Source organism: Bacillus cereus group sp. MYBK5-2 (assembly GCF_051915685.1).
GTDB classification, from domain to species: Bacteria; Bacillota; Bacilli; order Bacillales; family Bacillaceae_G; genus Bacillus_A; species Bacillus_A cereus.
The window spans coordinates 965,945-982,986 of sequence record NZ_JBQAFE010000001.1; the positions used below are offsets into that span (position 1 = coordinate 965,945).

A 17,042-nucleotide genomic window follows, 5' to 3' on the forward strand; every position below is an offset into this window, starting at 1 on the left:
ACGATATGAAAAATATAATATTTGGGCTTGCTTGTTATGTTGTTTTTCTAATATATGAGTGGTCGAATATAAATCCTGTTGAAGCAATTATATTATTATCTGTTTTATTATTTATACCAATGTCACTTTGTATTAGTGATAAAAGAAAAAGAGATGGATCGTATTTATTATTTTATAAATTCGTATCGTTTTTATATCCAATCGCAGCAATTTGTGCAATGCTAGCTTTCGTCACAAATTACAATGTATTTGCGCTAGTTTGGTTTGTATATACAGGAATTGTTGCGTTATTTGGTGTAAGTAGATTGCTAGAAAGAGGATGGAAGCCGTTAGAAGAGATCGCCATAGATAGTGCGTTTATTTATTTGTTTTTAGGTGGTTTTTGGTTTTTTGCTTCAGTAGCAAAACTTTCAATTATGCATTTTAGCTCTGACATTGTTTTACTCACAGCTGCACATTTTCATTATTCGGCGTTTCTATTGCCATTATCAGCTGGTTTAATAGGGAGAAAAAGAGAAAAGAGAAGTAAAGTGTATGATGCTATTATGTTTATCATCATGATTTCACCTATGACAGTTGCAATAGGAATTACATACTCAAGAATATTTGAATTTTTTGCAGTGTTCCTATATTTATGTGCAATTTATGGGTATGGATTTTACGTTTGGAAAGCAAAATTTAATGCTATCAGTGCAAAGATTCTTCTAATCGTTTCGTCTAGTACACTCATGGTTACAATTATGTTCTCACTTATATATTCATACGGGAATTTGAAGCATGTCTTGACGATTACAATTGCTCAAATGGTTTGGATTCATGGTGTTGTCAACGGAATTGGAGTAGCGTTACCGGCATTTATCGGCTGGGTGATTGAAAAGAGTGTTCCGAATTATAAATACTATGGGAAACCAATGAGTAAGTTAAGAGGAAATGTGGCAATTGGTGAGGCTTATTTATATAGCAACAATTTAGTAGACAGTAAGGAATACAACGGTTTAGTCGATAAAGTAAATGACTTTCATAGTGAGGCATTTGATGTGACGAAGGTTCCTTTAAGTATGATTCATTTTTATGAAAATACAGCAGAGTATGAATTGCAATCGAATATTAAATGGACTCGTTGGTTCCGTCCGTTCGCACTTTGCTATGAGAAAATGAGTAAGCGTGTAGAACAAATACATTTAGGTATGGGCGGCAATTGGGAAACGATGCATGGCTCTATCATTAGTGTAATAGATGAGAAAGACGGAAGAGAGAATATAAGGGCTTGGATAAGGAAAAATGAAGCAGGTGAATCTATTTTTGTAGCTCTTTATTCAAAGCATACAAATAAGAATGAGACATATATGAATATCGCCTTACCTTTACCTTATTCGAATATGACTGGTATTTTGAGGCTATGTAATGATAATCATGATTTAATCATTACTAGTAAGTTAAGAGAAAATGGCCAGGGAGATGAGGGGATTTATTTACATACTCGGTTCTTAACAATCCGTTTACCGTTAGCAGAGACTTTCATCATTACAGAGGGTAAGGATAAAATGTTAACAGCTCATCATAGCATGTGGCTATTTGGACTTGAATTTTTACATATTCATTATAAGATTGAAAAAATTGCACAGAAGTAAGAAAGGCTTGGATGGGTTTCCAAGCTTTTTTATGTATGGGTAATTGTCATAGAAATTTGTTTATTTAGCTCATTATCCCAAACACGTTGAATTTCAAAAGTGCCTGTTTCAAAAAATAATGGGAATCTTTCTTTAAACCAAGTTTGCATAGGTAGCTTTAGTGCTGTATCAATTGGCATCCATAATAATTCACCCTCAGGAGGGTTCAAAAGAAGTTCACCTTCAAATGAGTCTGTCCAATAGTTGAATACCATATACCGAACATTCCCTTTCGGATTTACATATTCATCTAATCTCTTAAAATTTAAATCCGAAACAAGTAATCCGGTTTCTTCTTTTACTTCCCTTATAGCGGCTTGAACGATACTTTCGGGAAAATCTACTTTGCCGCCAGGAGCTATGTAGCCAGGGAAACCTCGATGATTGGGTCGTTTTATGAGTAAAACTTCATTGTTACGTTGGATCATACACATTGTATAGATCTGGTGTTCGATGTTATGTGAATTTAGAGGCAGAATGATGTATTCTCCTTTATATTTTTTTGATAATTTTACCATAACATAATTGTTTCTTATATAATTAGAAATATAATATTATAAATTTTCAGTCATATATTATGTATTCTATAGTCATTTGAAAAGAGGAGAGAGACATGCAAGGGGAAATACAAAAGGAGAAAAGTTTAGGTTATATTGGAAAATTATTATTACCAGTTAAAGTATCAACGCACTTTAAGTTTTTATGGATTGGACAATTACTCTCGGCCTTAGGTAGTTCGATAACTATGGTCATACTTCCAGTTGTTGTGTATTCATTAACTGGTTCAACAGTTGTAATGGGGATGACGATGGCAATGTACATGCTACCTAATATTCTTGCTTTACCGTTTGCGGGTTTAATTGTAGACCGAATTGATCGGGTTAGGTTAATGTTATTTACGGATATAATCCGCTGTATATTAATGCTATTACTTGCATCGCTTATATTTATGGATTTATTAACAATTACGATTTTATATATTCTCGTTGCCATATACGGACTTATGGAAGGGATATTCCAACCAGCATATTCTGCTGTAAGGGCGAAAGTATTCGTCCCTGAAATTCGTAATGCAGCTAACGCACTCACTCAAATGAGTAATCAAGGTATACGATTAATTGGGCCAGCACTTGGTGGATTAATCGTATCGGTTGCATCTGCAGGGATAGGTTTCGGACTAGATGCAGCAACGTACTTATTATCATTTTTATGTTTATTATTTTTAAAAGAAATTAAGTTTAAAAAAGTAAAACCCATTGAAAAGAGTAAGCTTAATTACAAACAAGAGTTTATGGAAGGTGTTTTAGTTTTAAAAAGTCATCCGTGGCTGTGGATTACAATTTTAGTTTTTTCTTTTATAAATATTTGTTATGCCGGCATTATCGTCGTATTAATTCCATGGTTATTTAATGTTCATCATCATTTTGAAGCTTACGTGTATGGGCTTGGCATGGCCTTTTCTGGTGGTGGGGCTGTAATTGCCGCATTAATATTTGGTGGGAAAGAGCTGTGGCATAAGAGAGGATTACTGGCTTATGGAGGTGTTTTAATGAGTGGCATTGCTTTATTAATTATGCCATTCATTTCTTGGGCACCCGCTTTAATATTCTTAATGGCAATTGAAGGATTTGGCATGATGATATTTGGACTCATTTGGGAAACGAGTTTACAGGAGCTTGTACCAGAAGAAGCATTCGGAAGAGTGGCAAGCCTTGATATGTTGGGTTCTTTTGCTTTATTGCCAGTAGGATACGTAGTTGTAGGCTGGTTAGCTACTGTCATAGGTGGCGAGATAACTATTATAACACTAGCTAGTTTAGTAATTTTAACAATTGGAATCGCATTGTCTGTACCGAGTATTCGTCGATTTAATTGATTATATGGGAAAAGAGGGCTAGACCTATATAGAAAATAACTTAGCATATAATCAACTAGTATTAATAAAACATCTTTGTAATGAAAAGCCTTCCATACACATTTGGCACAAAAAAATTAGTATGGAAGCAACAAAATTAGAAATCACAAAAGAAGTGACGGAAGCGATACAAGCAGGTTTCAAAAATGAAGAATAAGCCCTAAAGAAATTAGGACTTATTCTTCATTAAATACAAATGTTTGTTTCATTTTTTTACCTTCATTTACCGGATGGCCGTTATAAGAGAAATTCTTTTCTTCCCAAGTGATCACAACTTTAAAATTATGACTATTAAAGTCTAATGGGAACACCATGTAGTCAAAGCTTGTATGACTTTTAGAAATATTTTCATTAGGTGTAGTAGGTTTAAAGGTAGCTTTAGAGGTAGGGTTGTTATCAAGTATTTCCACAGATACATTTGATACATCATGACCGATGTTTTTTACGAGTAAACTATACGTATCAAATACACCTTGTTTTGGCTGAATTGCTTGCTTGTTTGAGTTATGAGATTTATCAATTTCGACATACCATTGTTTAGACTTTGACGCAATCGGCAGTGACTGAAATGTGTAAGCATTAGCTTGCATTGGTAGTGCTAAACATATAAGCGTAAAGAGAGTTAATATTTTTCGTTTCATTTTTTAGAGCTCCCATTCTTTAATGGATTTACTTGTTATTATCTTCTCTTTTTGAGATAATATACCATACGATTTTAGGGGAGGATATATTGAAAGAACTCATAAGTATGGGAAGCAGTATTTTTTTACAATTATTATTTTTGTATATATTTATTTCTGGTGTTTTATTAGAACTCAATCCATGGTATGCAGTAGTTGCTTATGTAACTATTGCTATAATAAGTCTTCTTCTGGGGGTATACTCGATGATTTTCTCTATGAAGAGAAGGCCGAATACCCTTTTTCTAACACTACCAGGTGGAATTATAATAACATTATTTTCAATTTTAATTATTGGCTTTACAGTATTCGCTTATTTTTTACCAGAAGGAGGTATTCCGCCTGTCATTCGTTTGTAGTATGAGTGAATTGATGGAGTTCCTATTTTTTATTGTTAATCTTTCTAATTAAGCGACATATATATTAAAAAAAGGAAGCTGTGTAGAGATTTTTTGCATAGTCTCCTTTTTTGTTTTTGTAATTAATAATAGATGTGCTTAAGGATGCTTAAAAGTATATCAGTAATATTAATTTATCGATATAAAGAAGAGGTGCGATTGTTTGTCAAAATAAATTTGGATTTGAAAAAAATCCCAATGGATATGTTAAAATAACATTGTCATACAACAAGGGGGATTTGTTTTATGGAAAATGGACATCTTGCTAAAGTAGACTTAACGAAAAAAATTGAATCAAAATCTAAGTACAACAAGAAACTCGAAAAATATCAAAGGCGCTTATTAGCATTACAGCAAATTTTGAAAGAAGAAAAAATCGCGGTTATGCTTGTTATGGAAGGATGGGATGCGGCTGGTAAAGGTGGGGCAATTAAGCGGGTGACGGAACATCTTGACCCGCGTGGGTTCCAAGTAAATCCAATTGGAGCGCCTGCACCTCATGAAAAACGTTACCATTATTTGCAACGTTTCTGGTGCAAAATTCCACAGTACGGGCAAATCACCATTTTTGATCGCTCATGGTACGGTCGTGTGTTAGTTGAGCGTGTTGAAGGATTTGCTACAAAGGAAGAGTGGATGAGAGCATATGATGAGATTAATGATTTTGAAAAACTACTAACAGATGACCATTACATAATAGGGAAGTTCTTCTACCATATAAGTAAAGAGGAACAGTTAAAGAGATTTAAAGATAGAGAGAAAAATCCTTTGAAAAGATGGAAAATTACAGACGAAGATTGGCGTAATCGTGAAAAATGGGATGAATATGTTGAAGCAATGGAAGACATGTTTGAAAAAACAAGTAAGCCAAATGCGAAGTGGCATATTATTGAAAGTAACGATAAATTGTATGCCCGTGTGAAAACGTTAAAAATCATTATTTCATTCATTGAGGATTATTTCTTAGAACATGGTATAGAATTGCCTTCTTATTATTATGAAATGAAAGAGGATATTGAAGTTTTGCAAGATGTAGGTGTGAAAGAGTAAAAAAGAAAATGGTCCTGTGAATTGGTGAAACCAAATTATGGGGCTTTTTTATTTAGAAACATTTTACAATTAACAGAATAAGGTATATAATCAACAATCATATTAACATTGTTAATATGATTGTTGATTATATACTATGTGGGGGTTTTACTTTGAAGGGAAGAGATGTTGTTTTAGGTTTATTAATGGAAAAGGAATTGTCTGGTTACGATATTAAAATTGTGTTTGAAGACGTATTTACTCATTTTTTTGATGGAAGTTTTGGAATGATTTATCCAACGTTACGACAATTGGAGAATGAAGGGAAAATAAAAAAAGAGGTTGTCATGCAAGAGGGGAAACCGAATAAGAAAATGTACTTTATTACAGATGAAGGACGTGAAGAGTTTTATCAATACATGCAGACGCCTGTAGAGAAGGATGTTTTACGTTCGGATTTTTTAATGAGAATGTATTTTGGCAACTATAGTGATGATGTGACAATAAAAAAATGGATTAAAGATGAAATTGAAAGAAAAGAAGCGTACATTGCAGATCTTCGATTGAAATATGAAAAGTGGAGAGTAGGTATTACTTTCGTCGAAGAAATTTCACTAGATGTAGGTATTGCATCGTATAGTGCACAAGTGGAGACATTGAAGAGAAAATTAGAAGAGTTAGAGGCAAAAGAAAACAATAAAACAGAAGAATGAAAAACGCATTCACAATAAATAAAGGGGTATATAAAGATGGAGCAATCAAAGGGTATTAAGATTGTCTTTTTAATGTGTCTAGGTATCTTTCTTTGTATGATTGATACGACAATTATGAATATAGCTTTACCGGCAATACAATCGAGTGTAAATACTTCATTAGAAAAGATGTCTTGGGTATTAAATGTTTATACAATGACGATTGCAGTACTTGCCATTCCGTTAGGGCGGATAGCTGATATTTTTGGAAAAGCAAAGATGTATATTCTTGGTCTGGTGATTTTTGGTGGTGGATCGGTACTTTGCGCTTTTGCTAATACAGGTGATTTTCTTATTTTTTCTCGTTTTATACAAAGTATTGGGGCAGCGATTTTATTTCCAACAAGTATGGTAATTGGTGTATCAGCTATGCCATTAGCTAAGAGGCATGTTGCGCTTGCAATTTTAGGAGTAACACAAGGATTGTCAGCTGCTATGGGACCAGTAATAGGTGGAATTATTACGCAAAATTTAGGATGGAGATGGGTGTTCTTCGTTAATGTTCCGGTTTGTATAATAGGAATCGTGTTATGTTGCATCATGCTACAAATAAAAAATGAAGAACGTATTATCTCAAAAATAGATTGGATAGGACTACTATTAAGTAGCACAGCAATTTTTTCATTTACTCTCATATTAGTAAAAGGTAATACATGGGGATGGCAAAGTAATATTGCTTTGTCTTGTTATGCACTTAGCACTATTTCTCTTATTCTATTTGTTTTAGTAGAACGAAAGATTCATAATCCAATGGTGAATTTAAAGTTATTTCAAGATCGAATGTTTGTCGGAGCGTCTATCGTTGTTATATTAAGTAATTTATTTTTAATTGGAGTTACTGTATTGCTTCCAACGTTCTTGACGAAACTACAGGGTCGAACGGAAATTGAAGCGGCTTTTTTAGTGACACCTATTTCAGCAATGATATTTTTTGTCTCACCAGTTGCAGCAACTTTAATTAAAAAACTCGGAAAAGTAACTATTATTTTGTCAGGATTTCTTGTTATGGGGCTTTCCTACTATTGGTTGCAAATGATTGATGTTCATTCAACAAATATAGAAATTATTATTCCATGTATGATATTAGGTGTTGGATATGGTTTAGTAGTGGGGCCAATTACAGTTTTAAGTGCGTCTTCGTTTGAAGGAGAATTGTTAACTGCTTCTCAAAGTGTTGTATCAATGTTACGACAAGTTGGAATTGTATTGGCAGTCGCAATATTTGTCTCTAACTTAACTCACAATTTAACTGTAAATAAAGAAAAAGTATATCGTTATGCAGAAGAAAAGGTGCGTACTATTCATGTGAATAGTACTGAGCAAACTGAAATTTTACAAATGACTAAAGAGAAAATAGAGAATCAAAGTTTAGAGTCGAATATAAATAAGAAACAAAATGCAATGACAATGGGATTAAGTAAAGAGAAAAAGGAAGAATTGATTCGCGACAAGACGGATGAAATATTAAGAAAAGTTCCAGTAGAATATAGAGATGTAAAAAGAGAAGAAGTTATGAGGAAAGTGACAAAAGAAGTTGAAAAACAAGGGGAAAGTATAAAGAAAGAGGTACTCACATTTTCAAATGATGTGAATCATTATGCCAAGAATCAGATGGCTATGAGTTTTACAGATTTATATAAAGCAAGTGTGCCAATTATTTTAATTTGTGCTTTCGTAAGTTTGTTGTTTTGGGAAGGGAAAGCTTTGAGTAAAAAGAGAAAGGGAAGGATAGTAGAAGAAGCGTAAAGGAAAACAGGCTGCTATTAGCCTGTTTTTTCATTGTTTTCTCCTTGCATATTGTGAATAGTAGTATTTTTAATATAGCATGGGATAAGTCGAGTATGATTAGAAAGTTTTTTAGAATGAAAGGGATGAATGGAAAATGCCATTGAATATGTAACGTTATACATAGTACATTAACAAGAGGGATTAATTTTAAAAGGAGGATGGGGAATTGCTAGATAAGGCAGGGGCTTTAATAGATAATCATGTGTACACAGAAGAAGAGCAACAAAAACTATACAAACGAACGTTAATAATCGTCAGCATTTCACAAATGTTTGGCGGTGCAGGACTAGCTGCTGGTATTACAGTGGGAGCACTTCTTGCGCAGCAAATGCTTGGAACAGATGCATTTGCAGGATTACCAACTGCTATGTTTACATTGGGATCAGCATTAGCAGCTTTCATAGTAGGGAAGCTTTCGCAACGATATGGACGCCGGATAGGTCTTGCAACAGGGTTTATAGTAGGTGGATTTGGAGCAATTGGTGTTGTAATGGCAGCTTTAACGAATAGCATTATTCTTTTACTTATTTCTTTACTCATATATGGTGCCGGTACAGCCACGAATCTACAAGCTCGTTATGCAGGTACAGATTTAGCAGATAAGAAGCAGAGAGCAACGGCTGTTAGTATTACGATGGTAATGACGACTTTCGGTGCAGTTGCAGGACCAAATTTAGTAGGAGTAATGGGTAGTTTTGCGCATTCAATTGGAGTTCCTAAACTTGCAGGTCCGTTCATACTATCGGCAGCAGCATTTATACTGGCGGGTCTAGTTCTTTTTGTTATGCTTCGTCCAGATCCGTTAATTATTGCTAACATAATAGAAAGATATAAACAGGAACATACATATAAAGGGCAACCAATAACAGAAGAAGTGAAAGAAAATAAACGAGGTATTACAGTTGGAGCAATCGTAATGATACTTACGCAAATCGTGATGGTTGCGATTATGACGATGACGCCAGTTCATATGGGACACCACGGTCACGGTTTAAGTGCAGTAGGACTTGTGATAGGTTTTCATGTAGGTGCAATGTATCTTCCATCTCTCGTTACAGGAATGTTAATTGATAAAATTGGCCGAACTACAATGAGCATAGCTGGTGGAGTGATTTTACTTGCAGCGGGTGTCATAGCTGCGATAGCGCCAAGTGATTCTTTATTACTATTAATCGTTGCTCTGTCTTTACTTGGGCTAGGATGGAACCTCGGATTGATTAGTGGTACAGCACAAATCGTTGATTCCACAACACCGTCTACACGTGCTAAAACACAAGGGAAAATAGATGTTTTTATTGCGCTAGCTGGAGCTTCTGGTGGAGCGATGTCAGGTATGGTAGTAGCGAATTCAAGTTATGCGGCATTGTCATTGGCTGGAGGCGTGTTAGCGTTATTACTTATTCCTGTTGTGATATGGTCTCGAAAAGAGGCAAGAAATTAAATGAAAAAGAGGTTCTAGTTACTGACTAGAGCCTCTTTTTATACACTTAAATTAAATTCCACTCTACAATAAGCCCTAAATGTGTAAGACCACCACCGAATCCGTATAGTAAAAGTGTGTCTCCATTATTTAACTTTCCTTCTTTTATAGCTAAATCTAGAGCGAGTGGAATGGTGACTGAAGAGGTATTCCCCATATATTCCACGCTCGTTAATGTTTTTTGTATTGGAATTTGAGATTTTTCGCAAATAGATTCGATCATTCGTAAGTTAGCGCTGTGGGGTATGAACCAGTCTATATCATCTACTTGCATATTTACGGTATGTAATAAATTTTTTATGCCTTTTGGTACTGTGCGTGTTGCCCATTTATATACTTCTCTTCCATTTTGAACGATTTTTTCATTTGTTTGCAGTGGTGTGCCATTCATAGTAGTAGATAAGTTTGTTCTATATAGATGAATGCCGCCATCACCGTTTGTTCCCATGTGAGCAGCGATAAAGCTTGGGGTGTTTTCATCTCTTTCTAATAAAATAGCTCCAGCACCATCACCGAATAAAATACAGGTCGTTCTATCGGTATAATCAGTAACTTTAGATAATGTCTCTGTCGCTACGACAAGTACTTTTTCATGTGATCCAGAAGTGATTAAGCTATTACCGACGTGTAGTCCATATGTAAAACCAGCACAAGTTGCATTTAAATCAAAAGCTAGTGTATGAGGTATGTTGAAGTATTGTTGTATTTGGCAAGCAACACTAGGGAAAATGTAATCAGCAGTAGTAGTAGCGACAATGATACAGTCGACATCTTCTAAGTTTTTCTTATATGTTGTACATAAATTTTTAATTGCTTTAATGGCTAAGTTTGAGGAGTATTCTTCGTCACTAGCGATTCTTCTTTCCTTTATTCCTGTTCTTTGTACAATCCATTCATCATTCGTATGGACCATCTTTTCTAAATCGTTATTAGACAATATTTGATCTGGAACATAAGTACCAATTGCAGTAATACGAGATTTAGAATGCATAGGAACATCTCCTAACTTTTATTTTTTATAACCTGATACTAATATTAGGTTATAAAAATGTCAATAAAGATTTTTGTTGTATTAAAACGATAATACTTAACTTACTATGAAGGAATTTGGCGAGTGCTGTAAAAATAATATACGAGAAGTTTCTAAAATTGATAATGAAGGGAGTTAAGCTCCTTGAAAAGGATTTTACACATGTTTCCTGTCGTCATCATTTGTAGCTTTATTCTTATTATTTTTCCTGAGAAATCTTATGCTTGTGATTGTATTAAAGTATCAACAGAAGCTGCATTTCAAAAAAACGATGTAGTGTTTGAGGGAAAAGTAATTGAGGTTGGAACTGAAGTGTTATTTGAAGTGAAGAAAATTTGGAAAGGGACAACTTCTTCGCAAATTATCGTATATACAAAGGGTGGTGATTGTATGTTTCGCTTTGTAGAAGGAGGAGGGTACTTAGTATTTTCTACTCAAAGAGGATCAGAAAAACAATTACACACAAATAGTTGTAGTGGAACGAAGAGATTGGATGAGGCAGGGGCGGACAAAGCGGCTTTAAGTCAAATTGCAAAAGAGTCTGTTCCGACGAAGAAAGTGGATTTAAAAGGTGAGATGGTGAGCGGTTTAAATTGGCGGCAAGTTGCTATTATTTCCATTGGTTTGTTATTGATGATTGTTTTTGTTATTTTTATTGTGAGAAAAACTCGCAAAAAATGACGATTAAAGTAAAAATATAACGATTTTCTTTCGTGTGATATAGGTTGTTAAACCTTGTGAAAGCGAATTACTTATGCTACACTTTATGTAACTTAAAATGAACGGAGGGGCTTCCTTTGATCTTAATCAGATTACGTCTCAATACTTTGTGCCAATAATTGAATAGCGCTCAAAGGCTCTGTCTGTGTACAGAGTGAACGGGATTGGTCTGCCTATTTTAAAGGAACCCTTTATTAAGCTTATATGTGAAAAAGAGGGAGGGAAGAATACGCCCTCTTTTTGTTTTGCCTTTATAAATAGAATGGGATTGTATAGGTGAACGCTTATTGTGGATACGTATACGATCTTGGGACTTTTTGACTATAAAATAGGATGAAAGCATAGCTTTCTTCTATTTCTTTGGTGAACCCTTATCCGTTTACGAAAACACAGGCAGCGACCTGTGTTTTTTATTTTACGTAATCGAAATGGAGGAATAAATATATGGAAGAAGTATTACAAAGAGCAGTTTTAGTTGGAGTAAATGTAGGTAATGAAGATGATTTTGCGTATTCGATGGAAGAGTTAACAAATCTTGCGGAAGCCTGCGATGTAGAGGTAATTGGGCAAGTAACGCAAAATTTACAACGAGTAAATCCGTCGCATTATATCGGAAAAGGAAAGATTGAAGAAGTAGCAGCGTATGTACGCGAAATAGATGCGAATATGGTCATCTTTAATGATGAATTATCTCCTTCACAAATTCGAAATTTAGAAGAGGATTTAGATTGTAAGGTAATTGATCGTACCATTTTAATTTTAGATATTTTTGCGCAACGTGCGAAAACGAAAGAAGCACAGCTACAAGTAGAAGTAGCACATCTTCAGTACATGATGCCTCGTTTAATCGGTCTTCGTGAATCGTTAGGAAGACAGAGCGGCGGCGTTGGTACGAAAAATAAAGGTGTCGGTGAGAAAAAGTTAGAGTTAGATCGTCGTAAAATTGAAGAACAAATTTCAGTTTTAAATAAAGATTTAGAAGCGCTCGTTGCTCAGCGTCAAACACAGCGAAAGCAACGTAAGAAAAATGAAATACCTGTTGTAGCATTAGTAGGTTATACGAATGCAGGAAAGTCAACGACGATGAATGCAATGCTTGAAATTTATAATGGTACAGAAGAAAAGCAAGTATTTGAAAAAGATATGTTATTTGCGACGTTAGAAACATCTGTACGAAATATTGATTTGCCAGATAATAAATCATTTTTATTAACAGATACAGTTGGATTTGTAAGTAAATTACCACATCATCTTGTGAAGGCGTTCCGTTCAACGTTAGAAGAAGTAGCGGAAGCAGATTTACTTATTCACGTCGTAGATTACGCAAATCCAAATTATGAACAATTAATTGATATTACAAATGAAACGTTAAAGAAAATTGGAGTAGAAAATATTCCAACGATCTATGCTTATAACAAATCAGATATGGTGGATGTTGAAATTCCGAAAGTACAAGAAGACCGCGTGTATTTATCTGCGAAGAAACATGTTGGAATGGAAGAGCTTGTAGAAATGATTCGTTCCCATATTTATAAAGAATATACGAAATGTGAAATGTTAATTCCGTATGATCAAGGACAGGTAGTTTCGTATTTCAATAATCATGCGCACGTTTTATCAACGAGTTATGAAAATGAAGGTACGAAACTAGAAGTGGAATGTAAGACGAGCGATTACGAGAAGTATAAGCGTTTTGCAATTTAATGTAAGAGGCAACCCAGTTTGTGATTGGGTTGCCTTTTTCTATAATGTTTTACTGCTGAAAGTTACAAGGATGCAAGTCAATGATGGGAGTTAAGTTATATTTCTGGAAAAAGAAATGAAAGCAGTATAGAATAGAAATGTTTCAAAAGTCAGAATTTATTACACCTACTGTAATAAATATATTTTTTGTACAGAAAGGAGCGATTCACATATGCAGGCAGTTTCGCAAAAAAACACAGTAGAAACACCGACAATATATCGAATATTATTTGCGATTAGCTTTGGACATTTTTTAAATGATTCGATGCAAGCAGTTGTGCCGGCGTTGTTTCCTATTTTGGAAAAAACGATGAATTTATCCTATATGCAAGTAGGGTGGATTGCGTTTGCGTTAAATATGACGTCATCGATTATGCAACCGGTGTTTGGTATGTATTCAGATAAGAAGCCGTCACCATTTTTATTACCACTCGGCATGTTTTCAAGTATGCTTGGAATGATTGGACTCGCGTTTGCACCAAACTTTATTATTGTTATTATTTCTGTTTTATTTATTGGTTTAGGTTCCGCAGTCTTTCATCCAGAAGGCGCTCGTGTTGCGTATATGGCGGCAGGTGCAAAACGAGGGTTAGCGCAAGCGATTTATCAAGTTGGGGGAAACACGGGGAATTCTTTAGCTCCTATTTTTACAGCGCTAATTTTCGTTCCACTCGGTCAAATTGGTTCATTGGGTTTTACAGCATTTGCAGCAGTAGGAATTGCATTATTAATTTTCGTATCGAATTGGTACAAAAATGAATTAGCAACCGGTGCTGTAAGAAGGAAGAAGAGGGCTGCACTTGAGGCGGAAAATGCAATTGTAAGTACACACATTAAATTCGTTATTATACTTCTTGTTTTTCTTACTTTTGTACGCTCTTGGTACGGTGCTGGTATCGGGAATTTCTATCAATTTTACTTAATAGAGCATTACGGTTTATCTATAAAAAATGCCCAGTATTTCGTATTCGCATTTATGATTGCTGGTGTGTTAGGCACTTTCTTCGGAGGACCGTTAGCAGATCGATTTGGTAAGAAAAATATCATCGTATTTTCAATGTTAGGTTCAGCGCCACTTGCACTGTTATTACCACATGTCTCACTTGTGTGGGTCGTACCGTTATTTTTATGTATCGGTTTTATTAGTTCAAGTAGTTTTAGTGTAATTGTTGTATATGCACAAGAGCTTGTGCCTGGAAAAGTGGGAATGGTGTCAGGATTAATCGTAGGTCTTGCATTTGGACTTGGAGCATTAGGTGCTGTAGTTCTTGGGAAATTAGCAGATGTATATAGCCTGCAATTTATTATGCTATTATGTAGTTGTCTACCATTAATTGGACTCACTTCATGGTTACTGCCAAGTGATAAGAAAACGATAGAATAGGGGATGCGCTATGAAATTGTGTGAAAACGTTACGGAATTAATAGGAGATACACCTGTCGTCCGATTATCTAAATTTATTCCGGAAGACGCAGCAGATGTGTATGTGAAACTAGAAATGTTTAATCCATCGCGCAGTGTGAAAGACCGTGCTGCTTATAATTTACTTCACGTTGCAGAAGAGAATGGTCTCATCAAACCAGGAGATACAATTATTGAACCGACAAGCGGGAATACAGGGATTGGTTTAGCGATGAATGCAGCAGCTAAAGGGTATAAAGCGATTTTAATTATGCCAGATAATATGTCAAAAGAGCGTATTAATTTATTGAAAGCATACGGAGCAGAAGTAGTTTTAACACCAGCAGAACAAAGAATGCCAGGAGCAATTGCGAAGGCGTTAGAACTGCAAAAACAAATACCGAATAGTTTTATCCCGCAACAATTTGAAAATCCAGCTAATCCGAATATTCACCGTTATACGACTGCACTTGAAATTTACGAACAAATGGATGGAGAGCTTGATGCTTTTGTTGCAACGGCAGGAACAGGCGGAACGATTACAGGGACTGGTGAAACGTTAAAAGAGAAATTGCCAAACTTATATATTGCAGTAGTGGAACCGAAAGGATCTCCCGTTTTATCCGGTGGTGTACCAGGTCCTCATAAACTAGTAGGAACAAGCCCAGGATTTATTCCGAAAAACTTAAATACAGAAGTGTATAACGAAATTATTCAAATTGCAGATGAAGAGGCTTTAACGACAATGAGAAACTTAGCTAGACAAGAAGGATTATTAGTTGGGCCATCTTCTGGAGCATCTGTTTACGCTGCAATCATGATAGCGAAACGCCTAGGCGTTGGTAAAAAAGTTTTATGTATTGCGCCTGATACAGGTGAACGTTATTTGAGCATGGGGTTATTTGAATAAAAAGGATAGAAACACCTTAATAGTGAATAGCTGCTATTAAGGTGTTTGTTTTATGGAATGAAGAGGGGGAGAAGAACAATGAAACTATTAAAACCAATCCATGAATATAGTGAGCATATTACGGCGTATAGACGAGCGTTTTTACACTCAGGGGAACAACCACATGGAAGTAGTTCTTTACAAAACTTTGATTCTCTTGATGAATGGTTTGAAAAAGTGAGTAAACAAGAACTAGGAGAAAACTTACTAGCTAATCGAGTGTCATCTAGTCAGTTTTTAAGTTTTGAAAAAGGGGAACTTATAGGTTTTGTGAATATTAGACATAGATTAAATCCAGAATTATTACGGGAAAGTGGTCATATTGGATATAGTGTCCATCCGAATAAACGTCGCCACGGTTACGCTACGAAACAACTACAACTTGCATTAGCTGAAGCGCAAAAATTAGGATTGCAGAAAGTATTAATAACTTGCGATAAATCCAATATCGGTTCTGCTAAAACGATTCAAAAGGTTGGAGGTGTGTTAGAAAATGAAGTAGTTTCTTCTCGTACTGGTGAAGTTATTCAGCGCTATTGGATAGAAATATGATTAAGTAGGAATTTGAAAAGGTAATGCAAGCTGTAATATCGAAATAGATAAATGAAATATAGGGGATTACTGCAATTTTAGGGGGAAATGAAATGGGATTAAAAGAGAAAGCGATAGAGATGTCAGAGATTTATAGGAAAAATCCGAAAGTAGAAGCTATTATTTTAGCGGGTTCAGTAGCTAGAAGGCTTGAAGATGAACATTCAGATATAGAATTACATATTTTATGGTCAACACCGCCGGAAGATGAGGATCGTAGGGCCCCTATTTATCATATTGATGGGAAAATATTATCGTATCATCCGTATGAGGAAGAAGAATGGTCGGAAACGTATTTAACGAAAGAGGGAATTAAATTAGAGATTAGTAACTTTTTAACAGAGACAGTAGAGAAAGTGATTTCGGATGTGGTGGATCAATATGATATAAGTTATGAAAAACAATGTATTGTATCATCCATTCATGATGGTGTTAGTTTGTATGGAGAAGGGAAAGTGAATGAATTAAAAGAAAAAGTAGCGGCATATCCAGATGAACTAGCAAAACGGATGATTTCAGAAAATCTATGGTTAAGTAATCGTTGGCACAATCGAAAGGCGCTTTTAAAACGGAAAGATTGGCTTATGCTTTATGACGTTATTTGCGAAGTACAAAGGAACATATTCGGTGTTTTATTTGGTTTGAATAAAATGTACGTACATCATCCAGCGTTTAAATGGATGCCTAATAATGTGGAACGAATGACTATTAAACCTGAAAAATTATATGAACGTATGGCGGACACATTAATAGGGAATCCAGAAAAAAGTGTGCAGGAGTTAGAGTTGCTAATAGAAGAAGTGTTGCAACAAGTTCATACATACGCGCCAGGAGTAAATGTGGATGAGCAAGAAAAATCTATTTTTTATTTTGTGAAATAGAAAATAGTAATAAG

16 protein-coding genes are annotated in these 17,042 nt (G+C 35.1%); 13 read left to right on the top strand and 3 right to left on the bottom strand.

Annotated features, from left to right (window positions below; all coding sequences use genetic code 11):
- Positions 1-5: 5 nt before the first annotated feature.
- Positions 6-1,631, top strand: a complete 1,626-nt coding sequence (locus ACTFP3_RS05255; RefSeq protein WP_440009526.1) for a YndJ family protein — start codon at positions 6-8, stop codon at positions 1,629-1,631.
- 29 nt (positions 1,632-1,660) lie between these two features.
- On the opposite strand, the gene ACTFP3_RS05260 is transcribed toward ACTFP3_RS05255, so the two are convergent.
- The gene (locus tag ACTFP3_RS05260) at positions 1,661-2,146 is read right to left on the bottom strand and encodes an 8-oxo-dGTP diphosphatase (protein ID WP_440009982.1); all 486 of its coding nucleotides are present in this window, start codon (positions 2,144-2,146) and stop codon (positions 1,661-1,663) included.
- A 137-nt stretch (positions 2,147-2,283) separates the two neighbouring features.
- Between ACTFP3_RS05260 and ACTFP3_RS05265 the strand changes: the two genes are divergently transcribed.
- The gene (locus tag ACTFP3_RS05265) at positions 2,284-3,546 is read left to right on the top strand and encodes an MFS transporter (RefSeq protein ID WP_098273001.1); all 1,263 of its coding nucleotides are present in this window, start codon (positions 2,284-2,286) and stop codon (positions 3,544-3,546) included.
- A 215-nt stretch (positions 3,547-3,761) separates the two neighbouring features.
- Here ACTFP3_RS05265 and ACTFP3_RS05270 read toward each other — a convergent pair whose 3' ends face one another.
- Entirely contained in the window at positions 3,762-4,226 is a 465-nt protein-coding gene (locus tag ACTFP3_RS05270; protein WP_049107139.1) for a hypothetical protein, read from the bottom strand.
- Between the two features lie 89 nt (positions 4,227-4,315).
- Between ACTFP3_RS05270 and ACTFP3_RS05275 the strand changes: the two genes are divergently transcribed.
- From ACTFP3_RS05275 to ACTFP3_RS05295, 5 genes are all read left to right on the top strand, one after another.
- The gene (locus tag ACTFP3_RS05275) at positions 4,316-4,624 is read left to right on the top strand and encodes a hypothetical protein (protein ID WP_033691776.1); all 309 of its coding nucleotides are present in this window, start codon (positions 4,316-4,318) and stop codon (positions 4,622-4,624) included.
- Positions 4,625-4,909: 285 nt separating this feature from the next.
- On the top strand, positions 4,910-5,713 hold the full coding sequence (locus ACTFP3_RS05280; protein ID WP_069355390.1) for a polyphosphate kinase 2 family protein: 804 nt from the start codon (positions 4,910-4,912) through the stop codon (positions 5,711-5,713).
- A gap of 152 nt (positions 5,714-5,865) precedes the next feature.
- Positions 5,866-6,405, top strand: coding sequence for a PadR family transcriptional regulator (locus ACTFP3_RS05285; protein WP_006916931.1), 540 nt, complete (start codon positions 5,866-5,868; stop codon positions 6,403-6,405).
- A 36-nt stretch (positions 6,406-6,441) separates the two neighbouring features.
- Positions 6,442-8,190 carry an MFS transporter gene (locus ACTFP3_RS05290; RefSeq protein ID WP_086412153.1) on the top strand — a complete coding sequence of 583 codons (1,749 nt, stop codon included), beginning with the start codon at positions 6,442-6,444 and terminating at the stop codon, positions 8,188-8,190.
- A gap of 208 nt (positions 8,191-8,398) precedes the next feature.
- Positions 8,399-9,673: an MFS transporter gene (locus ACTFP3_RS05295; RefSeq protein WP_326035985.1), complete on the top strand. Its 1,275-nt coding sequence runs from the start codon at positions 8,399-8,401 to the stop codon at positions 9,671-9,673.
- A 46-nt stretch (positions 9,674-9,719) separates the two neighbouring features.
- Here ACTFP3_RS05295 and ACTFP3_RS05300 read toward each other — a convergent pair whose 3' ends face one another.
- A complete protein-coding gene (locus tag ACTFP3_RS05300) occupies positions 9,720-10,703 on the bottom strand; it encodes a ketoacyl-ACP synthase III (RefSeq protein WP_440009533.1) in 984 nt (327 codons plus the stop codon).
- A 183-nt stretch (positions 10,704-10,886) separates the two neighbouring features.
- Between ACTFP3_RS05300 and ACTFP3_RS05305 the strand changes: the two genes are divergently transcribed.
- The 6 genes from ACTFP3_RS05305 to ACTFP3_RS05330 all read left to right on the top strand — a co-directional run bounded on the left by ACTFP3_RS05305 (position 10,887) and on the right by ACTFP3_RS05330 (position 17,028).
- Complete coding sequence (locus ACTFP3_RS05305) at positions 10,887-11,423, top strand: cobalamin biosynthesis protein CbiN (protein ID WP_326035986.1); 537 nt, start codon at positions 10,887-10,889, stop codon at positions 11,421-11,423.
- A gap of 483 nt (positions 11,424-11,906) precedes the next feature.
- Positions 11,907-13,166 carry a GTPase HflX gene (gene hflX / locus ACTFP3_RS05310; RefSeq protein WP_000393291.1) on the top strand — a complete coding sequence of 420 codons (1,260 nt, stop codon included), beginning with the start codon at positions 11,907-11,909 and terminating at the stop codon, positions 13,164-13,166.
- Positions 13,167-13,377: 211 nt separating this feature from the next.
- Positions 13,378-14,589, top strand: a complete 1,212-nt coding sequence (locus ACTFP3_RS05315) for an MFS transporter (protein WP_001149413.1) — start codon at positions 13,378-13,380, stop codon at positions 14,587-14,589.
- A 10-nt stretch (positions 14,590-14,599) separates the two neighbouring features.
- Positions 14,600-15,517, top strand: coding sequence for a cysteine synthase A (gene cysK / locus ACTFP3_RS05320; RefSeq protein ID WP_000762273.1), 918 nt, complete (start codon positions 14,600-14,602; stop codon positions 15,515-15,517).
- 78 nt (positions 15,518-15,595) lie between these two features.
- Complete coding sequence (locus tag ACTFP3_RS05325) at positions 15,596-16,108, top strand: GNAT family N-acetyltransferase (protein WP_000771277.1); 513 nt, start codon at positions 15,596-15,598, stop codon at positions 16,106-16,108.
- 92 nt (positions 16,109-16,200) lie between these two features.
- Positions 16,201-17,028, top strand: coding sequence for a DUF4037 domain-containing protein (locus tag ACTFP3_RS05330; RefSeq protein WP_000523181.1), 828 nt, complete (start codon positions 16,201-16,203; stop codon positions 17,026-17,028).
- Positions 17,029-17,042: the final 14 nt, after the last annotated feature.

What these genes read in the sequence shown, in the direction of transcription:
- ACTFP3_RS05255 (WP_440009526.1), top strand. Translation starts at nt 6, where the DNA reads ATGAAAAATATAATATTTGGGCTTGCTTGTTATGTTGTTTTTCTAATA.
- ACTFP3_RS05300 (WP_440009533.1), bottom strand. Translation starts at nt 10,703, where the DNA reads ATGCATTCTAAATCTCGTATTACTGCAATTGGTACTTATGTTCCAGAT.
- ACTFP3_RS05265 (WP_098273001.1), top strand. Translation starts at nt 2,284, where the DNA reads ATGCAAGGGGAAATACAAAAGGAGAAAAGTTTAGGTTATATTGGAAAA.
- ACTFP3_RS05330 (WP_000523181.1), top strand. Translation starts at nt 16,201, where the DNA reads ATGGGATTAAAAGAGAAAGCGATAGAGATGTCAGAGATTTATAGGAAA.
- ACTFP3_RS05315 (WP_001149413.1), top strand. Translation starts at nt 13,378, where the DNA reads ATGCAGGCAGTTTCGCAAAAAAACACAGTAGAAACACCGACAATATAT.
- ACTFP3_RS05280 (WP_069355390.1), top strand. Translation starts at nt 4,910, where the DNA reads ATGGAAAATGGACATCTTGCTAAAGTAGACTTAACGAAAAAAATTGAA.
- hflX (WP_000393291.1), top strand. Translation starts at nt 11,907, where the DNA reads ATGGAAGAAGTATTACAAAGAGCAGTTTTAGTTGGAGTAAATGTAGGT.
- ACTFP3_RS05290 (WP_086412153.1), top strand. Translation starts at nt 6,442, where the DNA reads ATGGAGCAATCAAAGGGTATTAAGATTGTCTTTTTAATGTGTCTAGGT.
- ACTFP3_RS05325 (WP_000771277.1), top strand. Translation starts at nt 15,596, where the DNA reads ATGAAACTATTAAAACCAATCCATGAATATAGTGAGCATATTACGGCG.
- ACTFP3_RS05270 (WP_049107139.1), bottom strand. Translation starts at nt 4,226, where the DNA reads ATGAAACGAAAAATATTAACTCTCTTTACGCTTATATGTTTAGCACTA.
- cysK (WP_000762273.1), top strand. Translation starts at nt 14,600, where the DNA reads ATGAAATTGTGTGAAAACGTTACGGAATTAATAGGAGATACACCTGTC.